At 46.6% G+C, this 22,573-nt stretch carries 16 protein-coding genes; 12 read left to right on the forward strand and 4 right to left on the reverse strand.

Going from position 1 to position 22,573, the window contains the following annotated elements; translation table 11 throughout:
• Nucleotides 1-89: 89 nt before the first annotated feature.
• Nucleotides 90-1,016, reverse strand: coding sequence for an AraC family transcriptional regulator (locus tag NST38_RS11090; protein WP_083677279.1), 927 nt, complete (start codon nucleotides 1,014-1,016; stop codon nucleotides 90-92).
• A 141-nt stretch (nucleotides 1,017-1,157) separates the two neighbouring features.
• Here NST38_RS11090 and NST38_RS11095 point away from each other — a divergent pair, with 141 nt between their 5' ends.
• The gene (locus NST38_RS11095) at nucleotides 1,158-2,675 is read left to right on the forward strand and encodes a tagaturonate reductase (protein ID WP_076249847.1); all 1,518 of its coding nucleotides are present in this window, start codon (nucleotides 1,158-1,160) and stop codon (nucleotides 2,673-2,675) included.
• Nucleotides 2,672-4,186 carry a UxaA family hydrolase gene (locus NST38_RS11100; protein ID WP_179086417.1) on the forward strand — a complete coding sequence of 505 codons (1,515 nt, stop codon included), beginning with the start codon at nucleotides 2,672-2,674 and terminating at the stop codon, nucleotides 4,184-4,186. The genes NST38_RS11095 and NST38_RS11100 overlap by 4 nt, the downstream gene beginning before the upstream one ends.
• Nucleotides 4,187-4,287: 101 nt before the next feature.
• On the opposite strand, the gene NST38_RS11105 is transcribed toward NST38_RS11100, so the two are convergent.
• The 3 genes from NST38_RS11105 to NST38_RS11115 form a co-directional block, all read right to left on the reverse strand.
• Nucleotides 4,288-5,007, reverse strand: coding sequence for an AlkZ-related protein (locus NST38_RS11105; RefSeq protein ID WP_341343965.1), 720 nt, complete (start codon nucleotides 5,005-5,007; stop codon nucleotides 4,288-4,290).
• A gap of 1 nt (nucleotide 5,008) precedes the next feature.
• Nucleotides 5,009-5,965, reverse strand: coding sequence for a helix-turn-helix transcriptional regulator (locus NST38_RS11110; protein WP_047842441.1), 957 nt, complete (start codon nucleotides 5,963-5,965; stop codon nucleotides 5,009-5,011).
• A gap of 438 nt (nucleotides 5,966-6,403) precedes the next feature.
• Nucleotides 6,404-8,431, reverse strand: a complete 2,028-nt coding sequence (locus tag NST38_RS11115; protein WP_076249846.1) for a beta-galactosidase — start codon at nucleotides 8,429-8,431, stop codon at nucleotides 6,404-6,406.
• 128 nt (nucleotides 8,432-8,559) lie between these two features.
• Here NST38_RS11115 and NST38_RS11120 point away from each other — a divergent pair, with 128 nt between their 5' ends.
• The 10 genes from NST38_RS11120 to NST38_RS11165 all read left to right on the forward strand — a co-directional run bounded on the left by NST38_RS11120 (nucleotide 8,560) and on the right by NST38_RS11165 (nucleotide 22,548).
• The gene (locus NST38_RS11120; protein ID WP_076249845.1) at nucleotides 8,560-9,393 is read left to right on the forward strand and encodes an AraC family transcriptional regulator; all 834 of its coding nucleotides are present in this window, start codon (nucleotides 8,560-8,562) and stop codon (nucleotides 9,391-9,393) included.
• 143 nt (nucleotides 9,394-9,536) lie between these two features.
• Complete coding sequence (locus NST38_RS11125) at nucleotides 9,537-10,325, forward strand: alpha/beta hydrolase (RefSeq protein WP_036609494.1); 789 nt, start codon at nucleotides 9,537-9,539, stop codon at nucleotides 10,323-10,325.
• A gap of 81 nt (nucleotides 10,326-10,406) precedes the next feature.
• On the forward strand, nucleotides 10,407-11,072 hold the full coding sequence (locus NST38_RS11130; RefSeq protein WP_047842445.1) for an SGNH/GDSL hydrolase family protein: 666 nt from the start codon (nucleotides 10,407-10,409) through the stop codon (nucleotides 11,070-11,072).
• 12 nt (nucleotides 11,073-11,084) lie between these two features.
• The gene (locus NST38_RS11135; protein WP_076249844.1) at nucleotides 11,085-11,966 is read left to right on the forward strand and encodes an SMP-30/gluconolactonase/LRE family protein; all 882 of its coding nucleotides are present in this window, start codon (nucleotides 11,085-11,087) and stop codon (nucleotides 11,964-11,966) included.
• Nucleotides 11,967-12,370: 404 nt separating this feature from the next.
• Nucleotides 12,371-15,451: a X2-like carbohydrate binding domain-containing protein gene (locus NST38_RS11140; protein WP_076249843.1), complete on the forward strand. Its 3,081-nt coding sequence runs from the start codon at nucleotides 12,371-12,373 to the stop codon at nucleotides 15,449-15,451.
• A 271-nt stretch (nucleotides 15,452-15,722) separates the two neighbouring features.
• Nucleotides 15,723-17,270: a response regulator transcription factor gene (locus NST38_RS11145; protein WP_076249842.1), complete on the forward strand. Its 1,548-nt coding sequence runs from the start codon at nucleotides 15,723-15,725 to the stop codon at nucleotides 17,268-17,270.
• A gap of 18 nt (nucleotides 17,271-17,288) precedes the next feature.
• Nucleotides 17,289-19,058: a cache domain-containing sensor histidine kinase gene (locus tag NST38_RS11150; protein ID WP_036670305.1), complete on the forward strand. Its 1,770-nt coding sequence runs from the start codon at nucleotides 17,289-17,291 to the stop codon at nucleotides 19,056-19,058.
• A gap of 351 nt (nucleotides 19,059-19,409) precedes the next feature.
• Nucleotides 19,410-20,693: an extracellular solute-binding protein gene (locus NST38_RS11155; RefSeq protein WP_256719978.1), complete on the forward strand. Its 1,284-nt coding sequence runs from the start codon at nucleotides 19,410-19,412 to the stop codon at nucleotides 20,691-20,693.
• Nucleotides 20,694-20,834: 141 nt separating this feature from the next.
• Entirely contained in the window at nucleotides 20,835-21,725 is an 891-nt protein-coding gene (locus NST38_RS11160; RefSeq protein ID WP_036610887.1) for a carbohydrate ABC transporter permease, read from the forward strand.
• Nucleotides 21,718-22,548 carry a carbohydrate ABC transporter permease gene (locus NST38_RS11165; protein WP_036609483.1) on the forward strand — a complete coding sequence of 277 codons (831 nt, stop codon included), beginning with the start codon at nucleotides 21,718-21,720 and terminating at the stop codon, nucleotides 22,546-22,548. Before NST38_RS11160 ends, NST38_RS11165 begins: the two co-directional genes overlap by 8 nt.
• The last annotated feature ends 25 nt before the right edge of the window (nucleotides 22,549-22,573 follow it).

Below are 22,573 nucleotides of genomic sequence, written 5' to 3' on the forward strand. Positions count from 1 at the left end.
CCAGATTATCATACCACATCTTCCATATGGAAGAATATGTGGATATATATGATTAGGCCCAGGCACCTATGTTCCAGTCTGGTTCTATTTTAACGAGAACTGTTCATGGTTCTGCGGTATGCTGCGGGTGTTGTACCGGTTAATTTTTTGAATTGACGGTAAAAGTGGGGCAGGCTGTCGAACCCGCAAGCATCGGCAACGGCTGCCATCGTCTCATCACCTTGCACCAGATGCTCTTTCGCCATAATGACCCTTCGTGCTAATGCGTAATCCGTTAGAGTCATTCCCGTGTATCGTTTGAAGGCACGACTGAAATGGGCAGGGGATACAGAGGCGTGCTGCGCCAGTTCAGGGAGGGACAGGCCATTCCGAAGGTTATCGTCAATATGAGAGATCGTAGAAGAGAGCCATGAGGGACCTGGAGCGGATTTACCCGGATTCGCAGGTCCCGCAGCTTCCAGACGTTCCAGAAAAATGAGCAACAGTTGCAGCCTTAACAGGGCCGCATGTGCGCTTAGATGATGACCGAGCTGGAATTCGGTCTGAATATTATCAATGAGGGTGGCCACCTGTGATTGCTCCTCTGTGTTCAGATGCCTCTTATACACGCGTTGTTTACGACAACGTTCAAACAGGCTTAGCAAGGAAGAAGCAGCGCCTCCAGCGGTCGATGCCAGCAAGCCCGGGCTGAAGAACAATGCGGAAGATGTGACAGGATTGCCTGCATCCGGCAAGGCTCGGTGAACCGTGCTGCCCGGTATAATGAACAGATCTCCTTCTTGCATATTCTCAAGTCCCGTATCAATAAAGATGCTTCCCTGACCCCGATATACATAGATAATTTCATGCCAGTCGTGAAGGTGATCTGGCAATTCGTTCTGAGGGGATTTGGTATCGCTGTACACCAGGCGGAACGGAATACCGGATTCTGCTTGAATAGTCGTACGAACAGGTGAACGTTCCATAAAGACTCCTTTCCAGACGATCGTCTTCAACGAGATGTTATACCTGGTCATGAGAGAGTATATTTACCGCAATATAAGCAATTTAATTTCCTTTTATTGATGATACAATGAATTTAAAGCGTTTACAATAAAAGGGTGCAGAGCCTTCGAGCTGCATTCCGACAGTACAAATAATCGATGAGGTGAGTGTCCATGTCGGCAAGCACGAAACGGCCAAGGTTGAAGCTGAATTTACTGGGGAGCGATGGTCAGCGCAAGTGCAAGGAGATTATGGAGCGTCCCGTGAAGGTTTTGCAGATTGGAGAAGGTAATTTCTTGCGGGGATTTGCAGACTGGATGCTTCATGAGAGTGCCAGACAAGGCAAATTCCATGGAAGTGTAGCTGTTACCCAACCACGACCGGGAGGCAAAGCCAAGCTGGAGCAGATTCGTGATCAGGATGGATTATATACGATGATTACGCGTGGGCTGTCTCAAGGAAAGCCGGTTGAGCGGACAGAGTTGATCTCCATTTTCTCACAGTGTATCAATCCGTATGAGGAATGGGATGCCTTTCTGAACTTGGCGGAACTGCCTTCACTTGAGTTCGTTATTTCCAATACAACCGAATCAGGATTGAAATATACGTATGCGGACTATATCGAGGGTGAACCCGTCCAATCATTTCCGGGGAAATTAACGGTTTTCCTGCATCAGCGATATTTGAAATTTGATGGTGATCCATCCAGAGGTTTGATTCATCTGCCATGCGAGCTGCTTGAAGGCAATGGTGATGTGCTGCGCAGTTGTGTCCTCCGTCATAGTGAGGATTATGGGTATTCGGAAGGCTTCCGCTCATGGATCGAGAACCATAATCACTTCTTGAACAATCTGGTAGATCGAATCGTAACAGGTGCGCCGACCCAGGAGGAAGCCGATTCCCTGACGAATCGCTGGGGGTATGAGGACCAGTTGATTAATACGGCAGAGCCATATCATTTTTGGGCCATTCAGGGTGATGAATCATTGGACAAAAAACTTCCTCTCAAGCAGGCAGGTCTCAATGTACATTGGGTGAAAGATCTGAAGCCTTTTCAGGTACGCAAAGTTCGTATTTTGAATGGGGCACATACCTTAATGTCATCCCTCGGCATTCTGCAAGGTAAGCGGCATGTGAGAGAAACGATGGAAGATCCGTATTTTGGCTCATGGATCAGGGAAGCTGTGCATCAGGAGATCGTGCCTGCTCTGGATATGCCCGATCATCAGCTGGACCAGTATGCAGAAGAAGTGTTCGAACGGTTCCTTAACCCATATATTGATCACAAATTGCAAGATATTGCTTTGAATACGATCGGAAAATTCAAGGTGCGTGTGCTGCCAACACTATTGTCTTACGAGCAAAATCAGGGAAGTTGGCCAGAACGTTTAATTCAAGGGTTTGCTGGATTATTGTGTCTCTATCGTCCGGTAAATACGCCAGAAGGTTACAAGGCACAAAGACTGAATGGAGAGGACATTCTGCTGCGGGATGACCCGGATGTCCTGGCTGCTTTGGCTGCACACTGGGACGGTTATGACACGCTTAACAGGAATCAGAACCAACTGGATGACCGGGTAGCGGCTGTGTTGTCGGATAACTTGATCTGGGGCGAAAATCTGGATGCAAGAGAAGGGCTGCGTGCAGCACTTGTTCGTGAAATCGGATTGTTGGAAGGTGAAGGGAAATGAACACAACAAGTACAATCAATGACTGGATTGCCATTCAACCACAGGATGATGTCATTATAGCGCTTCGGGATTATGCGAAAGGAGAATGCATTACCCTGCCAGACGGTGTTTCTTTTACCTTGCTGGATGACGTGCCCAAAGGGCATAAGATTGCTGTGCATACCCTGGCACCGGGTGATGATGTGATGAAGTATGGTTTCTCCATCGGGATTGCCCAAGAGCAGATTGAGCAGGGAAGCTGGATTCATAGTCACAACCTGAAGACAGGTCTGCACGGATTGCTTGAATATGAGTATCAGCCGGGCGCGCAGGTTCAGACGGACATGCCTCCGGAACATCTGCGCTCATTTGATGGATATTTGCGCCCCAATGGTGACGCAGGTATTCGTAATGAGATCTGGATTGTGAATACGGTTGGATGTATTAATAAAGTTTGTGAAGCTTTGGCACGTATGGGGCAGTCCCAGTTTGGAAGCCGGGTCGATGGTGTATTTCACTTTCCGCATCCATTCGGGTGTTCACAGCTTGGTGATGATCTGAAGTATACACAACAGTTGCTGGCCTCCTTGGTGGAGCATCCGAATGCAGGAGGCGTGCTCGTCATCGGTCTGGGCTGTGAGAACAATCAGGTCGATGAATTCCGTGAGTGTATTGCTCCGGAATACCGCGGTAAAGTACGGTTTCTCAAAGCACAGGAAACGGATGACGAGCTTGAGGAAGGGCTTCGACTGATGGAAGAACTTGTGGAGATCGCTGAACATGAACAACGGCAGCCGCTTCCGCTCAGTAAACTCAAAATTGGGTTGAAGTGTGGCGGTTCCGATGGTTTATCCGGCATTACAGCCAATCCACTGGTCGGTGCAGTTGCTGATATGCTGGTTGCTGCCGGGGGTACGGCTATTCTGACGGAAGTTCCGGAGATGTTTGGTGCGGAGACGATCTTAATGAACCGGGCTGCCAATGAGCAGGTGTTTCACGATTTGGTGGACCTCGTGAACGGCTTCAAGCAATATTTTGTGAACCATGGCCAGAACATCTATGAGAATCCTTCACCTGGGAATAAGGCTGGTGGCATCACAACGCTAGAGGAAAAGTCACTTGGATGTACGCAAAAGGGAGGACGTTCTTCCGTAGTCGACGTTCTACGTTATGGCAAACGTGTAACTCAAACCGGTCTGAACATTGTAGAAGCACCGGGTAATGACCTGGTATCTGTAACGGCACTGTCTGCGGCGGGTGCACATATTGTGCTCTTCACAACAGGGCGGGGGACTCCCTTCGGAGGTCCGGTACCTACCGTCAAGATTGCGACCCAATCCGATCTGGCAAATCGCAAAAAACACTGGATTGACTTCAACGCAGGCCAGCTGTTGGAGGGGCAGACGATGGATGAGGTGAAGGTACAGCTGTTCAGCCAACTGATTGACATTGCTTCTGGGCGGTCACACACACTTAGTGAGCAGCATGGATTCCGGGAGATTGCCATATTCAAGGATGGCGTAATTCTCTAAATCCATTGTCGATGGGGGCTGTTGATCGTCTGGGTTACATTATATGGTGAACCACAGCCAATTCCGGTTGAAATTTGTACTACAACCGGGATTGGCTTTATTTAGATTCCACGGATGCCAAGCGCTTTGGAGATGCTTGATAATGCTGCAGGTGAAGCATGTTGTTGTAGTTGCACAATCAATAGTTCACGTGCCTCTTCTATGCTGCCTTCATATGGCTTAATGCCGTGACGTTCCATCCAGTGACCAGCAGTCTCGTATGCGGAGCTGTTCCAGGCGACTTTGCCTTCTGCGAGCCCTTCTTTTTCTTTGGTGCCACTGATCACAATGGCTGCACAGCCCTGAAGGTCCAGAAGTCCACGGTCAAATGTTTTTTTGTCCTCTTTTGCCCCGAAACCGGCTTGTGATCGCAAGGCACGTCCATCGATGCCTTCTTGTTCTGCAACTAACGCATGAAGTTTGAACGCTTCACGGGAGAGTAGACCCGCTTCATACTGTTCCTTGATAGTTCTGGAATCGGCAAGCAGTCGGTGTACCCAAGGGAAGTATTCAGATGAGACAAGAAGCGCTTTCTTTTTGACAAATTTTCCATATGCAGCAATGCCCTCTTCAGCCAGGCGTGAACGCCATAACCAAGGATCGAATTCATCATCCTTGTGCCAATGTTCTTTGGGGGTTAGCGATGACAGAGAAGGATAATCGGCAAATAGTGGTGCCAGAGGCAGCAGCCCTATAGACTGGATACGCTGTACTGCTTCTTCGTACGTTATAACGGCTTCATATGTCATGATATCAGTAGGCTCCTTTTTGTGTGTAGTCAAGCTACGACTTGGTTGAAGCAAGGTATCTCCGGCTCACTTCCTCGGCATGCTGACGAATCTCACTGCGAAGTTGGAGAGGTTCAATCACTTCGGCTTCACGTCCTAATCGGTAAAAGAATCGTACGGCCCAGTCCCATTCCCCTGGTGGACAAAGGAATGATAATTCCCAGAGATCCGGGGCAATTTCAGTCATCTTTTCACCAATATGCTCGTCCTGTTCAGCTTCAATCATTCCCCGATAACTCAGTTGTACCTTAACCAGGGTTGGCGGCTGTTCTGGAGGGATCGGCTTGCTCTGCTGTTGCTCTGCCTGTTCATTAAGCATCTGTGCATCCTGTGGTTCGATCGCTTTGACTTCGATAATTCGGTCAACCCGGAACAGACGTTGTTCAACATGTTCGAGGGAATATGCTTCACAGTACCAGAAGCCAGAGGAAGCATATACCCGTGTGGGACAGATATGCAACCAACGCTGACGTGATGCGGAGCGATACAGCACACTAAGCCACCCGTGTTCGGGTATACATGCCAGCAGTGCGTCCAGATGAGGAAGAATGTAATTGCGGTCTGGAATATGATGATGCAGTTGTTTGAGCATGGGATCAATTCGCGACATAATATCATCCGGAATGATAGCCTTAACTTTGTTCATCAGGGTCCAGCGTTTCTCATGAAAGGGTGTGTCGGCGTAGCGACTTAGACCTTCAAGAGCGAATAAGAGCGTCGCTGCTTCTACCGGGTCCAGCTGTAATGGGGGTAATACGTAACCCTCCATAAGACTGAAACCGCCTCCCGGACCGGAAATGGCAATAATGGGCACATTCATCTCGGAGAGGGATTGAATATCCCGAAGAATCGTGCGACGGGAAACCTCAAATTTCTCACCTAATGAGTGTGCCGTTTCGTGACCATGCTGTAATGCCATTACAATGGCAGCAAGCCGATTTGTTCTGTTCATGTCAGCCACTCCGTTTCGATCTGCGCCGCCGGAAAGTGATGTCGTAGTTATATTTCTATTGTAACAACGAATAAGTGACATCATGAGTGTCACCAATTTTTCAACTGTTCATTATTTTATAATGGATCAGCATCAGGATTCACAAGCATGTTCCGGCAGGCTTTGTTAAAATGTGTTTCTCGTCCAATTCGCTTTGCATACTGATATTTCCTTCTATCAAAAAGACCACAGATCATGCCAAAAACCCGTATCCGGTGTAGACGGATACGGGAAGTAGCAGCTTTTGGCTTACAGAAGACGATAAAGGTCTGAAATCTATACCAATATCCTCGCTGAAGACAATAACAAGTATAAAAGGAATGAATATGTGACACTTTGTATCGCGGGAATTTCTATCACATTATATTATTCCGAATGATTTCAATTAAGCGAAATCGCTTATTTCATTTCGAGCAATTGCACTCCACGGGCTTCAATCTCAACACTTCCCGAAAGCCCACGATTGGTGAGCAGATCATGTGCCTTAGCTGTTCCCAGATCATAGGATTGTGTGGTTGCGTTATGGTTCATGACAAACAGGTAGGGTTTGCCGTCTTTGGTTCGTGCGCTTACTTCAACACCTTCTGGTGTCTCAAGCAAGGATTCTACGTTCTTGGTTGCTGCAAGCTGTCCCAGCAAACCATCCAGGAAGCGCTCATCCGGGTCGGATGCAACGTACCAGGCTTCACCTTGGCCAAAGGTATTACGTGTCACAACAGGCATGCCTTTATAAAAGTCGTCTCCATACTCCGCGATGACTTCGGCTCCTTCACTGTGCAGCAGGTCACACAGCATGCCGCAGCCATACTCTCCTTGAAGATCACCGTAGGTTTCTTTGAGGACAATGCGGTTCTTTTGCTCAGGCAGCAGGGCATCAATCTCTTCCAACCAGATTCCGAGCAGTTTACGAAGTTCTCCCGGATATCCACCTGTGGTCACGAGATCGTTCTCGTTGACAATGCCACTGAAGAAGGTCGTCAGGAATGTTCCACCTGCTTCAACATACTTCTCCAGTTTGGCGGCAAACCCTGGTTTAACCATGTAAAGAACAGGGGCAAGGACAATGTCGTATTTGCTCATATCCGTATCCACACTGATGATATCTACTTGTATGTTGCGGCGGAAGAAGGCTGCGTAGTATTTATGGATCTGATCCACATAGTTCAGGGCAACCGTAGGTCCGCTTGATTTTTCGATGGCCCACCAGTTATCCCAGTCGAACACAATGGCTACTTTGGATTCAACAGATGCATCCAGCGTGGTATCTCCAAGGATCTGCAATTCCTTGCCCAGCTCAGCGACTTCGCGGAATACACGTGTATTCTCATGCCCAGCATGCTCAATAACTGCACCGTGATACTTCTCACAGGCACCAATGGAGCGGCGAAGCTGGAAGAACATGATGGTATCGGCTCCGTGCGCAACAGATTGATAACTCCACAGACGCATGACACCTGGACGTTTCAGTGAGTTATATGGCTGCCAGTTCTGCTGACTTGGTGTTTGCTCCATCAGCATGAACGGTTGACCATCCTTCAGTCCGCGCATAAGGTCATGAGCCATTGCCGTGAAGCTGACGGGTGTTGCGAGACCAGGATAACTGTCCCAGGAGACGATATCCAAATATTTTGCCCATTTGAAATAGTCCAATTGCTTGAAAAATCCCATCAGATTGGTAGTAACGACGGAGTCCGGAATATGTTGTTTGATCGCATTATATTCCAATAGATAACAATCCAGCATGCTGTCGGAGTTGAAGCGAGAGTAGTCCAGCGAGATTCCCTGGAACGTTGAATTGTTGTTACCCCAATGTTCGCTCAGGTTGCTTGGTAATACAATTTCGTCCCAATCGTAGAAGGTATGCCCCCAGAAATTTGTATTCCATGCTTTGTTGACCTGTTCCAGAGTCTGATAGCGTTCTTTCAGATACACGCGGAACGCTTTCTCACAGTTGTCACAGTAGCACTCACCGCCATATTCGTTGGAGATGTGCCATACGAGAACCGCGGGGTGATCCTTGTATCGTTCGGCCAGTTTATCCGCAATCTTCTCAGCGTATTTGCGATAGGTCGGGCTGTTGGGACAGGAATTATGGCGCCCACCGAATTTTCGTTTGCGTCCATCGGCATCTACACGAAGCACGTCTGGATATTTCTTTGCCATCCAGGCCGGATGGGCAGCAGTGCTTGTTGCAAGGCATATATAGACACCGTTTTCATGTAAACGATTAATCAGTTGGTCGAGTTCTTCAAAACGGTAAGTAACTTCATCAGGCTGAATCAGGGCCCATGAAAATACGTTGATTGTGGCAATATCAATGCCTGCCAATTGGAACATGCGCAGGTCTTCAAGGTGGGTTTCGTGATCCCACTGTTCCGGGTTGTAATCGCCCCCGTAGAACATTTTGGGCAGTTTGTTACTAATCAATGTGTTCACCTCTTGTATAAGAATAATCCTATACTATATGATACATATGACTTTTAAAATATAATAAAAGTAATGACTCATATAAGAATACGGAAGTTTACTTCAACTTATACCCAAGGAGGCATCCCATGTTTATCTCCCCCCGACATCAACGATATTTCATGACGTCACGTGATCAGCCGTTGCCCCTTTATATTGAGAGCCTAGGTTATAACGGCAATCAGGAGAAGGTGTCCAGACCTGTGGGGTATCCCTGTTACCATTGGCTTCAGACAGTAAAGGGAGCCGGAGAATTCAAGTTTGCCGGGTCCACGGTCGTACTGGGGGAAGCATCAGGTATTTTGCTGCCGCCAAATGAACCGCATGAATATGTGCGCGCCCAAGGAGAGTGGGAGACATTCTATATTACATTTGGCGGTTCCCAGTGTCCGGCAATCTTGGAGTCACTTAGTCTGGGTGAAGCAGCGTTGCATCAGTGGGAGCAGAGCAGTCCGTTCAATGATTACGGCCAGGAAGTGCTGGATTCGATCAGAAGTGATCAGGATTTGTCGGGACTCGAGGCGTCAGCGGATATATATCGATTTCTGATTTTGCTCAAAAAACATGGCATGACCGGCAATCGCTCATCGATCTCTCATGCCGTGGAGAGACTCGCTCCGCTCATTGCATTCATGGAACAGCATTATGCGAATCCTGAGATTGGTCTCGAACATATGGCTGACGTCACGGGGATCTCATCCAGACATTTGAACACCTTGTTCAAGCAGTCCTTTGGCATGACAGCCTACAGTTATTTCATTTTGCTGCGCATTCGCAAAGCCAAGGAAATCATGACAGGGGATACCGCCCTGACGATTAGGGAGACTGCGATTAGGGTAGGGTTTCGAGATGCTAGCCATTTTGTAGCAACTTTTCGCAGGATTGAGGGGGTGACTCCTGAACAGTTCCGTAATTTGTACTAACATGTACCCAAATGATCAAAAAGTGATGCCAGGAAGGTATTGATGCGTTAGGGTCATTACCGTTATGATGGTATCGATTCCTGAGATTCGAAAACGTTTAAACGGACCCATGTATCCGTTCTACTTGGAGAGGATGATTGAAGATGACAACAACTATACCCTTATGGGATCATGCTGCACCTTATGCAGCCCAGGGTCATGAAGACGAGATGCCACATTTGATTCCATTTATTCAGCCCGGTTCCGAGAGCGCTGTCATTGTATGTCCAGGGGGCGGTTATGGATTTTTGGCTGATCATGAAGGTGCTCCAATAGCGGAATTGTTGAACCGTGCAGGTATAAGTGCATTTGTCCTGAATTATCGGGTGGCGCCTCACCAGCATCCTGCACCGATAACAGATGGTCAGCGTGCCATACGTTATGTTCGTGCTCATGCTGAGCAGTATGGCATCAACCCTGCTAAGATTGCAGTACTTGGTTTCTCCGCAGGCGGACATCTCACAGCAACACTGGGAACGCTGTATGACGAGGGACAACCGGATCATGAGGACCTCATCGAACGCCAGAGTTCACGCCCGGACCGAGTTATTCTCTGTTATCCGGTCATTACGATGGAGTCCTATGGACATGCCGGTTCCCGTGAGAATTTGCTTGGGTCGGACGCCTCTGCCGAGCAGATCAAGGCTTTCAGTGCGGAGCAGCAGGTAAGAGCGGATGCTCCTGAAGCGTTCATCTGGCATACCAGCGATGACCAGGCAGTACCTGTAGAGAATAGCTTGCGTTACGCACTTGCATTGGGTGCGCATGGCATCCCCTATGACTTGCACGTTTTTGAGAAAGGGTCACATGGACTTGGATTGGCTGAGGACAACCACGCGGTTCGGGTATGGTCAGATCTGTGTCTCACATGGCTCAAGAATCAAGGCTGGTAATCACTGATTGGATAACAACTTAACGGTCTGATTAATCAATTATTCTTATATTAGCGCCTTGGAGCGAAGGAGAAAAGAACGATGAAATTGCAAAAAAATGACAAGCTTCTGTTTATCGGTGATTCGATTACAGATTGTGGTCGGGAACATCCTGTAGGCGAAGGTAGCTCCGGTCTGGGACATGGTTACGTAGCGCAAGTCTATGCCCTCTTGCGGTCCATCTATCCGGAATTGATGTTGCGTGTCCAAAATGTGGGTAATGGTGGAAATACGATTCGTGATCTGAAGCAGCGCTGGGATCGTGATGTGCTGGACCTTAAACCGGACTGGCTGACGATCATGATTGGCATTAATGATGTATGGCGTCAGTTCGACAACCCATTGTCAACAGACTCACATGTGTTTCTTGAAGAATACGAATCCACATTGCGTGAACTGGTGGCTTCGGTTCGTCCCAACCTGAAAGGTCTGGTACTGATGACACCTTATTATCTTGAGGCCAATCCGGAAGACCCGATGCGGGCAACGATGGATATCTACGGAGAAGCGGTACGCAGGGTAGCGAGTGAGTATGATGCGGTGTATGTGGATACACAGGCTGCATTTGCTCCATTTTGGGATCATTTCTATACGTCTGTGCTGACTTATGACCGGGTACATCCGGATGCAACGGGCCATATGGTATTGTCCAAAGCATTCTTGGATGCCATCGGATTCGAATGGTCAGGCGGCGTCAAATCTGAATAAGGACGTGAGGGCATGAGCGACGTAACTGTAGCAGTACAAACCCCGGCATTACTGGGGGAAGGTCCAAGCTGGGATGCGGAGAACAATCGATTGTTGTGGGTAGATATTGAAAGCTTCAAGGTGCATGTGTATGATCCAGCTACAGGGCAGGATCAGACTTATGATGTCGGTGAACATGTCGGGGCTGTTGTTCCCTATCGTGGTGATGAAGTTGTGGTTGCTTTACACAGTGGATTCCATACGTATCACTTGCTTACGGGTGAGCTGCAAGCCATTGAGGACCCTGAACAAGGTAAGGATACCAATCGTTTTAATGATGGAAAATGTGATGCGAAGGGCCGCTTCTGGGCAGGCACGATGAGCATGAATAATGAGAGCAAAGCCGGATCATTGTATTGTTTGGAGCAAGGGCAACCCGTTCGCACAATGGTACAAGGTGTGTCTACATCCAACGGTCTGGGCTGGAGTCCGGATCGGCAGACCATGTATTACATTGATACCCCGACACGTTCTATTGACCGGTTTGATTTTGATCTGACGGCAGGTACGATACAAAATCGGACAAGTGTCATTCACATACCGGAGGAATTCGGTTTTCCGGATGGGATGACGGTTGATGGTGAGGGCATGCTGTGGGTTGCGCACTGGGGCGGAGGAAGAGTCACTCGTTGGAACCCGCATACATCAGAACTGTTGCAACAGATCGAGGTGCCGGCAGATCAGGTAACATCCTGCTGTTTTGGTGGACCGGATCTCGAAGAGTTATACATTACAACAGCACGTATAGGGATTAAGGAAGAACGTTTGAAAGAGACACCGGATGCGGGCTCACTTTTTGTCATCAGACCGGGCGTTAAAGGGCAGGAGACTCACGCTTATGGTAGCCAGCAATAAACAGGTGCCAATTATGTAGTGAACCTTAGTGAACCTCTGCCTGGTTTGCCAGGAAAGAAACGATTCCATTTTTTTACTCTTATATAAAATGTCGAAAGGTGCTGTTCTAACAGCATCTTTTTTTGTTGTATAAACCAGTTTGAACACTGAAAATATTTTACAAAAATCGGAATTTCGACAGAGGGGTTTGGAGATTGCCAGCGAATGTTATTTATTGAAAGTATTATCCAGATAACCGCGAATCAAGAACAATTATGTAAGCGCTTAACAATATGACTGGAAGGGGGTGAGGCTTCTTGTATCAAGGGATGCATTGATTCGTCTGGCACGCCATCATCAGCACGATGAGACAGCGGGGATAGACCGAAATGCAGTAACGAAGTAGAAGAGGAGGATAAGTTGATATGAGAACGTTTATGGGGAAATTGCGATTGATGAGCCTGACGGTTGCTGTAGTAACCGCCTCGCTGGGAGGACTTGCTGGAACAACAGCGGCGGCACCAAGTGAAGCCTATGAGTGGAAAAATGTGGTGACGGGTGCAGGAGGCGGGTTTGTACCGGGCATTATTTTCAACGAGTCGGAAAAGGATCTGATCTATGCCCGTACAGATATCGGGGGAGCCTATCGCTGGAATGCGGCAGACGAGAGGTGGATACCCTTAACGGATTTTGTCGGCTGGGATGACTGGAACAAGAATGGTGTGGACGCACTGGCTACGGACCCGGTTGATCCCGATCGGGTGTATATGGCAGTTGGGACGTATACGAATTCGTGGGACCAAAATAATGGCTCCATCTTGCGCTCTACGGACCGGGGAGATACATGGCAAACCACAACACTTCCGTTCAAAGTGGGCGGCAACATGCCGGGACGTTCAATGGGAGAACGCCTGACCGTGGACCCAAATGATAACAGTATTCTGTATTTCGGTGCACGAAGTGGTCATGGGTTATGGAAAAGTACCGATTACGGTGTGACCTGGAACGAAGTCACAAGCTTCCCGAATCCGGGAAATTATGTGCAAGATCCTTCGAATGAATATACCAGTGACATCGTAGGTCTGGCATGGATTACATTTGACAAAACAACAGGTTCGGCAGGGCAAGCAACCCAGACAATCTATGTGGGTGTTGCGGATAAAGATCAAAGCGTATATCGCAGCACAAATGGCGGCCTGACCTGGTCAGCTGTTGCTGGTCAACCTACAGGTTATATTCCGCATCATGGTGTGTTTGATTCAGACGGAAGCCTCTATATTACGTACAGCGATGGTGTTGGACCCTATGATGGGGCAAAAGGTGACGTGTGGAAACTGAATACGTCTACAGGTGTCTGGACCAACATCAGCCCTGTTCCAAGCAGTAGCACGGATAATTATTTTGGATATGGCGGATTGGCTGTTGATGCACAGAATCCCGGTACATTGATGGTTGCGACATTAAATTCCTGGTGGCCGGATGCCACCTTGTTCCGGAGTACAGATGGCGGAGCGACGTGGACACGCATATGGGAATTTGAAGGATATCCGAATCGGAAGTTACGTTATACACAGGATATTTCGGCAGCACCATGGCTCACATTTGGCACCAATCCTGCCCCACCCGAAACAACCCCAAAACTGGGCTGGATGATCGGTGATCTGGAGATTGATCCGTTTGATTCCGATCGCATGATGTATGGAACGGGTGCTACGATCTATGGAACGAAGAACCTGACAGACTGGGATGATGATGAAAAAATCAATATTTCAGTGATGGCGAAGGGGGTTGAGGAGATTGCTGTACTGGATCTGGTCAGCCCGCCAAGTGGTGCACATTTGATAAGCGGATTGGGAGATGTCTCCGGATTCCGTCATAACAATCTGGACCAGGCTCCAGCTACCATCTTTACGAGCCCGAACTATCCTTCCACAGAAAGTCTGGATTTTGCAGAGTTAAGTCCAAATACGATGGTTCGCGTAGGTAAAGCAGATTATGCTGCTGATCCCAATGCAAAATCCATTGGTTTGTCCAGTGACGGAGGTACTACGTGGTATAAGGCCAATGCAGAACCTGCCGGCACAACCGGAGGAGGGACCGTAGCCATCTCTGCGAATGGTAACCGACTCGTATGGAGCACATCAGATAAAGGCGTACATTATTCGACTGGCGGCAATTCCTGGACGGCAAGTACGGGGATACCTGCACAGGCAAAAGTGATTTCGGATCGTGTCAATCCAAACAAATTTTATGGATTTGCAGCGGGTAAAATCTATGTGAGTGTGAATGGTGGTGCTACTTTCACGGCATCATCTGCGATCGGACTTCCAATGGAAGGAAATGCCGATCTGGATGCCGTTCCAGGTGTTGAAGGCGAACTCTGGTTTGCAGGTGGTAGTGAGGAAGAAGGTCCTTACGGATTATGGCATTCCACGGATTCAGGAGCGACATTCACAAAGCTTGCCAATGTAGAGGAAGCAGACAGTATCGGATTTGGTAAAGCGGCCCCTGGGCAGAGCGTTGTTGCGTTATACACGGTTGCACAGATCGATGGAACACGTGGATTCTTCCGCTCCGATGACGGTGGTGCCAATTGGGTTCGTATCAATGATGATCAGCATCAGTATGCTCGTGTAACCACAATTACGGGTGATCCGCGTCTGTATGGAAGAGTATATCTCGGAACAAATGGCCGCGGAATTTTGTATGCTGACCGTGTTGGAGGTAACAATGGCGGAGGAGACGGCGGGGGTACTCCAGTGACCAACTCTGCGATTACACCGGTTACAGCCGAATTTGATCGCAAAGCAGGCAATCAGATTAATATTCCAGTCACGTTAACACTTAACGGCAATACACTTGCATCCATTCGCAATGGGAATGCAACGCTGGTTTCAGGTACAGATTACACGTTGACAGGCAATGAGGTCGTATTAAGTAAAAACTACTTGGCTTCACTTCCCAATGGCGCAGCGACGCTAACCTTTCAATTCAGCGCAGGTGCTCCTGCGACCTTGAATCTGCTCATTAAAGACACGACAGCTACACCTGTTGGAACCATACGCATTGAGATGTTTAACAGCAACACTTCAGCGACGGGCAGCTCGATTAGTCCCAAATTCAAACTGACAAACACAGGTACTACAGCCTTGAATCTGTCTGATGTGAAAATCAGATATTATTACACGATAAACGGTGAACAGCCTCAGAACTTCTTCGCTGACTGGGCGACTGCTGGCAGTGCGAATGTAACAGGCACGTTCAGTGCACTCAATCCAGTTCGGACAGGTGCTGACCACGTGCTTGAGATTGGATTCACAGCTTCCGCTGGAACTCTGAATGCAGGACAAAGCACAGAAATCCATACGCGCATCTCCAAGAACAATTGGACCAACTATACGCAAACGGATGATTATTCTTTTGCAGATAGTCAGACTTCCTATACGGACTGGTCCAAAGTCACTGGTTATATCGCGGGAAGTCTCCAATGGGGAATTGAACCATAAGTGAGTGATTTAACGAAATAAAGGATTGAAATAGGGGTCCTGATTCGCCAGATGATCAAATGGCGAGTCGGGGCTTCTTATTTTGTCGAAATATAGTGTAAACTATAGATAGTTACCATTGCTTAAAGGATCGTTTTAGGATATAAAAAGAAGTACAATTAATTTAGAATTAATGTAACCGCTAACACTGGAAAGTGTTTATAACCGATATATAATAGTTGGTATAGCCTGTACAGATATAGAGGAAAGATTAGACAAGGGGGTCGCGATCATGAACCGGTTGTGCAAGGTGCTGATTGTTGACGATGAGTTTCTGGTAAGACAGGGCATAAAGCACCATATGAACTGGGAAGCGGAAGGATTTATCATTGTGGGTGAAGCTTCCAACGGTGAAGAAGGATTACAGCAGGTGAACCTGTTAAAACCGGATATTGTGATCACCGACATTGTCATGCCTGTCATGGATGGGGAAACGTTTGTCCGTACACTAAAAGCCAGTAATCCGCAGATTGAAGTTATTGTACTTAGCAGCTTCAGTGAATTCGAGTATGTACGTTCAACGCTTCAGCACGGGGCAGCCGATTATATACTGAAACCCAAGCTGGATACGAATGAATTATTGCAGGTCCTTCAACGAACAGCGGGTAAAATTCCGGAGCTACAGTTCGAGCCGTCGCACGATGGCTGGAGACTTGGGCAACTGATGGAGAAGATGCTGTCCGGATTTACATTGGATGAAGATAGCGAAATGCCGATCATTCGAGATACCTTTCCGTATGACTCCTTTCGCTTGCTTGTGTATAAACCCGTGGGTGCTGGAGGGAATCCACTGAAGATGGATCAGGAGCAGATTGAGTCCAAGCTCCGCAGTGATCTGCCTGAAGTAGAATGTGCAATGGTTCCCGCAGAGGGTACATTACCTGTGATGCTTCTTAATGTCGATCCTGCGAGAGATGAATGGATGCTTGAGAGGATCAGACAGTTGGCCAGTGAAAATGTAGCAGGAGAAGACAGTCCTGGTTGGGTGCTTAGTGAAAGCTTTACTTCATTTGAACAGATGGGTGTTGTTTACCGGGAACGCCTGATTAAGCTGATTGAATATCGCTTCTATTATAAGGATCGACCAATCCTGGTGTATGGTGAACTGCCTCCAATGCATCCCGCAGGTTACCAGTTTAATGTGAATATGTTTTTGCAGCATGTGAAGCGTAACCGGGTCGAAGCGGCAAGGGAGTATTTACAGGATCATGCAAAAACACTTGGACGGGATTATATTGCCGATGTTTTTGAAATCAAATCATTTCTCGGTAACTTGATATTTAACGTGACCATTACCCTCGCGGATATGGATGTCCAGTCTGCCGGGCTGGAAGAGAGCAAATATACGTATTTTAAAAATGTAGACGGGGCTTCAAGCCTGGACGAAGTCATGACTGTGCTTGACCAATTCATGACGGAAGTTCAGGAGTGCACCGTTGGTGCGGGTGGAAAACGAAGTGATCCCAACATGAAGATGCTGCTGGATTACATGCATGAGCACTTTGATCAGCCGCTCGGGCTTGCTGAAGTAGCCAAGCACTTTCATTTTAATCCATCGTATTTATCCAGTTATTTCTCATCTCACAAAAAAGAAGGATTTAATGAATACTTGAATAAAATTCGGATTGAAAAAGCCGAGGAACTGCTCCGATCCGATGATGTAACGATCTCTGAGATTAGCAGTATGGTAGGCTATTCCGATCATAGTTACTTTTGCAAAGTGTTCAAAAAATTCACCGGATTATCACCAAGCCGATACCGGCGCAAATTCTGGGCATAAAGTCAGAAGGATAAGATCATGAAGAAATGGATGAACCAATTATCTCGTCTCGGATTGTTTCCTAAGTTGTTTCTGGTTATGGTGGTCAGTATTGTCCTCGTTTCTGTACTCATCTTATGGACGACCATTCACATGTCAACCAATCTGTTTACTGAGACGTTCAGTATCACAAACTCCAAGGTGCTTAATCAGATCAAAACAAATTTTGAATCCTTTAATGAGGCCATTGCTGCCGTATCGAATAATGTGACGCAGAGTGGATCGATCCGAGGATTCCTGTCCGAAGGAGATGCCGATTCCCTCACGATGGCCAAATCCTTCTATAATATGAGGGAAACGATGGATCGAATTCAATCCATCACAGAATCCTACGAAGTTGGGATAACAATTATCGGGATTAATGGACGCAGCTATTCCACGAATCGTGCTCACCTTCAGTTGTCCGTGGATGAATTGAAGCAGGAGCCAATTACGATGGAAGCCGCTGAGACGCCGAGTCGTCTTATCTTTGATGTTTACCAAAACGAGGCAACGCTCGGGAGTCAGCAGATGATCTCTGCGACGAAAGCGTTGACGGACCGAACACGCAGCCGGATATACGGTACGCTCTATGTCACGATGAGAGAAGACATATTCCGGCAATTTTACAGCAGCTTTACAAGTCGTGGCAATGATGTGGTCATTATGAATGAAAAAGGTGAGATTGTATCATCGAATCGTGAAGACTGGATCGGAACAACTCAGCTGGATTTGCTATCGTATGCCCGGGATATGAACAACAACTCTCCGAGAAGTATTAATGCTCGTGTGATGGATCAGGATAGCGTTGTGTTATCCGAGTATTTACCGTTCTATCGGTTTTATATTGTCAATGTAGTGGATAAGGATCTGGCGATGGGTCAACTTATCGACATGAAGACGGTTGCCCTGATCTGCGCAGCTATCGTTGTGGGGGCACTCATCCTTGTGTTTCTCATCACCAGCCAGATTACCAAGTCACTGCGCAGACTTGTGAAGCAGATGTCCAACATTACAAAAAGTGATCTGGACAACTATATTCCGGTGAGCGGAAGCTACGAGAGCAGGCAGCTTGGTCATGCTTACAATTACATGCTTGATGAACTGCATGATTATGTGGATCAGTTAGTACAGACACAGCATGAACAACGAAACGCAGAGCTTGCGGCATTACAGAGTCAGATTAATCCTCACTTCTTGTACAATACACTTGCATCTGTCAAAGTTCTGGTGCAACAAGGCAACAAAGACAGGGCTGCGGAGACGATTAATGCATTAATTGGATTGCTGCAAAATACGATCAGTGATGTGAGTCAGACGGTTACAGTGGAACAAGAAGTCGAGAATTTGAAAAATTATGTCTTCATTAATCACGTCAGATATGGTGGCCGGATTAAAGCAGCTTTCTACGTGGCTCCGGATTGTACACACTATCATGTACCCAAACTGGTGATCCAGCCGTTTATCGAGAATGCATTTTTCCATGGATTCATCAAGAAAGAAACGGGTACGATTCATGTCATGGTTTCCAGAGCGGGAGAATCACTCATCTGTGAGATTATGGACAACGGGGATGGAATTGAAGGACTTGTCATGGGAGAAACGTTGCCCAATCCAAAGAACAATCGTCAACTATTCAGTGGGATCGGTATTCGCAATGTCCATGACCGTATTGAGTTATTATATGGTTCACCTTATGGTGTCACCATTATGAGTACGGTTGGGGAAGGAACGAGAGTCACCGTTACACTACCTTTAATCACGAGTTGAATCGAAACCCGATTCCATTAAATACACTTAAAATCGAGATCCCTCGCTTCTGTTTTCTACAGAGTCGGGGGATTTTACGTGTCAGAGGTAAAGCGGGTGAAATCATTTTTGTACTATTTCAAGATCAAGAAATTACAAAATCAAAAGAAATTACAAAAAACCAAATTTAATGCAAACGGTTTCTGTAAAGGTTTTCATTGTGGCAATAAGATGACAAATCCGTACAAAATTATTACTAACGAATGGAGATATGGGAATGATAAGATGAATACATCGAAAGCAACCGCTTTCAGAAAACGCAAACAAATTACACACAAAGAGGTCGAAGGGGAGTTGAATGTTTTGAAAAAAATGTGGGTATTGATGCTCGTTACAGTACTGCTGTTGTCCGCATGTTCATCCGGTGGCGGAGGTAAATCCGCTAGTGGTGGTGACGAAAAAACAAACGAAATCACGGTCTGGGCTTGGGACAAAGCTTTTAACGTAGCTGCAATGGAAACAGCAAAAGAAGCATATCAAAAAGCAAATCCTGATGTGAAAATTAACATCATTGAATACGCTCAAGCTGATATCATTCAGAAACTGAACACAGGTCTTAACTCCGGAACTGCCAGTGGTCTTCCAAACGTAGTTCTGATTGAAGACTATCGTTCACAAAGCTTCCTGAATGCATATCCTGATGCGTTCAAAGATCTGTCTTCCAGTATCACGGCTTCCGATTTTGCAGATTACAAACTCGGACCAACAGCGTTTGATGGCAAACAATACGGAGTACCATTTGACTCCGGCGTTGCTGGTTTGTACTACAGAACAGATCTGCTGGAGCAAGCGGGCTACAAAGCAGCTGACCTGCAAGACATCACTTGGGATGACTACATCCAAATTGGTAAAGACGTAAAAGCTAAAACAGGTAAAGAGCTTCTTTCTCTTGACCCGAATGACCTTGGTTTGATTCGTATGATGATCCAAACTGCAGGTAAATGGTATTCCGCAGAAGATGGTAAAACACCTGACATTGCTAATAATGCTGCTCTGAAAGAAGCGTTTATTACTTACAAAGCAATGATGGATGCGAACATTGTTAAATTGCACTCTGACTGGAGTCAATTCGTTGCCAACGCAAATAACGGTAGCGTAGCAACAATTCCTACAGGTAACTGGTTCTCACCATCTGTACGTCAAGAAGCTTCCCAATCCGGTAAATGGGCTGTAGCTCCAATACCGAAAATGGCTGGTCAAGCAAACTCTGTTCACGCATCCAACTTGGGTGGTAGCTCTTGGTATGTTATGAACAACGTTCCTGGTGCAGATCAAGCAGCTGATTTTGTAGCAAAAACATTTGGTTCTGACAAACAATTGTATCAAGATCTGTTGAACAACATCGGCGCAATTGGTACGTACAAACCAGCAGTTGATGGTGACGCGTATGCCAAAGAAGACGAGTACTTCGGCGGACAAAAAATCTTCACAGACTTTGCAAATTGGACGAAAGAAATTCCAAGCGTAAACTATGGTATCAACACATATGCCATTGAAGATATTCTCGTTGTAGAAATGCAAGCATTCCTGAACGGTAAATCAATCGATGACGTTCTGGCTGATGCACAAAAACAAGCTGAAGCACAATTAAACTAAGATACCCAAGGTAACTTATAGAACCCTAGGAAACATCGGAGCCGTCTCCCACGTCCGGCGCAAGTCGAACCGGATATGGCGAGAGGCTCCGTGGGTTCTACCCATGTTCCATGGAGAGAGAGGAGCCATACTGTGAAAGCCATGAATACAGGAGACAGTCTCCAAAAGAAAAATAATTTGACTGGATGGGCTTTTGTTTTGCTGGCTGTTGTCGGGATTGTTGCATTTTACTTCTACCCGATGATTCAAGCGCTGCTCTTATCGTTCAAGTCTGGTGTAGGAGCCAATCTTGAATTTTCGGGCCTTTCTAACTACAAAAGATTGTTAGTTGATACAACATTCCGTACAGCATTATCGAATACTTTTATCTACTTGATTATTCAAGTGCCTGTAATGATTATCCTTGGTTTGTTTATTTCCGTATTGCTGAATGACAGCACACTACGTTTCCGGAGCTTCTTCCGTACAGCGATTTTCTTGCCTTGTGTAACTTCATTGGTAGCGTACTCTGTTGTATTCAAATATCTGTTCGCACCAGATGGAATGGTGAATCAATTCCTGATGGGCTTGCACATTATTGGCGATCCAATTCAATGGATCACAGACCCGTTCTGGGCTAAAATTACGATCATAATCGCCGTTACTTGGCGTTGGACCGGATATAACATGATTTTTTATCTGTCATCCCTGCAAAACATCGATCAATCGATCTATGAAGCTGCAAGAATTGACGGAGCGAATGCTTTTACACAATTCTTCAAAATCACTGTACCTTTGCTTAAACCGATTATCCTTTTCACGTCCATCACATCAACGATTGGTACATTGCAAATCTTCGATGAGATCATGAATATTACCAAAGGTGGTCCAGGTAATGCGACCATGTCGATTTCACAATACATCTACAACCTTTCGTTCAAATATTCACCGGACTTCGGTTATGCAGCAACAGTGTCGTATTCCATCGTAATCTTGATTATTGTATTGTCCATCATCCAGTTTAAAGTGGCAGGTGATAATAAAAATGGCTAAAGCTAAAGCAAAACGGATTTTCACGTATGTGTTCCTATCCATCGTCGCCTTTGTATCCATTTTCCCTTTCTTCTGGATGCTGGTCAGTTCAACGAATGCATCTGTCGATGTAACGAAAGGCAGATTGTTACCGGGTTCAGCTTTCATTGATAACTTCAACAAACTGATTGATTCGACAAATCTGGTACAGGCTCTCGGAAACTCGGCGATTATCTCTGTGGTCTCCACTCTCTTGGCACTGTTTATTGGTTCCATGGCAGGTTATGGTTTCGAGGTATATCGCACGAAGTCTCGTGACATTGTGTTTAATATCCTGTTGTTATCCATGATGATCCCGTTTGCAGCGATCATGGTACCACTGTATCGTATGTTTGCAACAATCTCGGGAGTTGCACCGGTTATCGGAATCAACACGATGGCAGCAGTGATCCTGCCAACCATCGCAACAGCGTTCCTGATCTTTTTCTTCCGTCAGAACACCAAAATGTTCCCGAAAGACTTGCTGGAAGCTGGACGTATTGATGGTTTGAGTGAACTGGGCATCTTCTTGAAGATCTATATGCCAACCATGAAAACAACATATGCAGCGGCAGCAATCATTACATTCATGAGTAGCTGGAACAACTATCTGTGGCCACTCATTGTATTGCAAACACCTGACCAACAAACGATTCCACTGTTGATCTCAAATCTGGGTGCTGGTTATTCTCCGGATTACGGAGTAATCATGACAGCAATCGTGATTGCAACACTGCCTACAGCAATCGTTTTCTTCATCATGCAGAAACATTTTGTTGCAGGTATGGTAGGTTCCGTGAAGTAATGAAAACAGCATAATCCGTGCAAAT

The sequence above is a fragment of the Paenibacillus sp. FSL H8-0104 genome, from assembly GCF_038050215.1.
Lineage (GTDB): Bacteria > Bacillota > Bacilli > Paenibacillales > Paenibacillaceae > Paenibacillus > Paenibacillus amylolyticus.

Coding starts and splice junctions, on each gene's coding strand:
- NST38_RS11110 (WP_047842441.1), bottom strand. CDS start 5,965: ATGAACAGAACAAATCGGCTTGCTGCCATTGTAATGGCATTACAGCAT.
- NST38_RS11160 (WP_036610887.1), top strand. CDS start 20,835: ATGAATACAGGAGACAGTCTCCAAAAGAAAAATAATTTGACTGGATGG.
- NST38_RS11145 (WP_076249842.1), top strand. CDS start 15,723: ATGAACCGGTTGTGCAAGGTGCTGATTGTTGACGATGAGTTTCTGGTA.
- NST38_RS11150 (WP_036670305.1), top strand. CDS start 17,289: ATGAAGAAATGGATGAACCAATTATCTCGTCTCGGATTGTTTCCTAAG.
- NST38_RS11095 (WP_076249847.1), top strand. CDS start 1,158: ATGTCGGCAAGCACGAAACGGCCAAGGTTGAAGCTGAATTTACTGGGG.
- NST38_RS11165 (WP_036609483.1), top strand. CDS start 21,718: ATGGCTAAAGCTAAAGCAAAACGGATTTTCACGTATGTGTTCCTATCC.
- NST38_RS11090 (WP_083677279.1), bottom strand. CDS start 1,016: ATGACCAGGTATAACATCTCGTTGAAGACGATCGTCTGGAAAGGAGTC.
- NST38_RS11130 (WP_047842445.1), top strand. CDS start 10,407: ATGAAATTGCAAAAAAATGACAAGCTTCTGTTTATCGGTGATTCGATT.
- NST38_RS11100 (WP_179086417.1), top strand. CDS start 2,672: ATGAACACAACAAGTACAATCAATGACTGGATTGCCATTCAACCACAG.
- NST38_RS11135 (WP_076249844.1), top strand. CDS start 11,085: ATGAGCGACGTAACTGTAGCAGTACAAACCCCGGCATTACTGGGGGAA.
- NST38_RS11140 (WP_076249843.1), top strand. CDS start 12,371: ATGAGAACGTTTATGGGGAAATTGCGATTGATGAGCCTGACGGTTGCT.
- NST38_RS11155 (WP_256719978.1), top strand. CDS start 19,410: ATGTGGGTATTGATGCTCGTTACAGTACTGCTGTTGTCCGCATGTTCA.
- NST38_RS11125 (WP_036609494.1), top strand. CDS start 9,537: ATGACAACAACTATACCCTTATGGGATCATGCTGCACCTTATGCAGCC.
- NST38_RS11120 (WP_076249845.1), top strand. CDS start 8,560: ATGTTTATCTCCCCCCGACATCAACGATATTTCATGACGTCACGTGAT.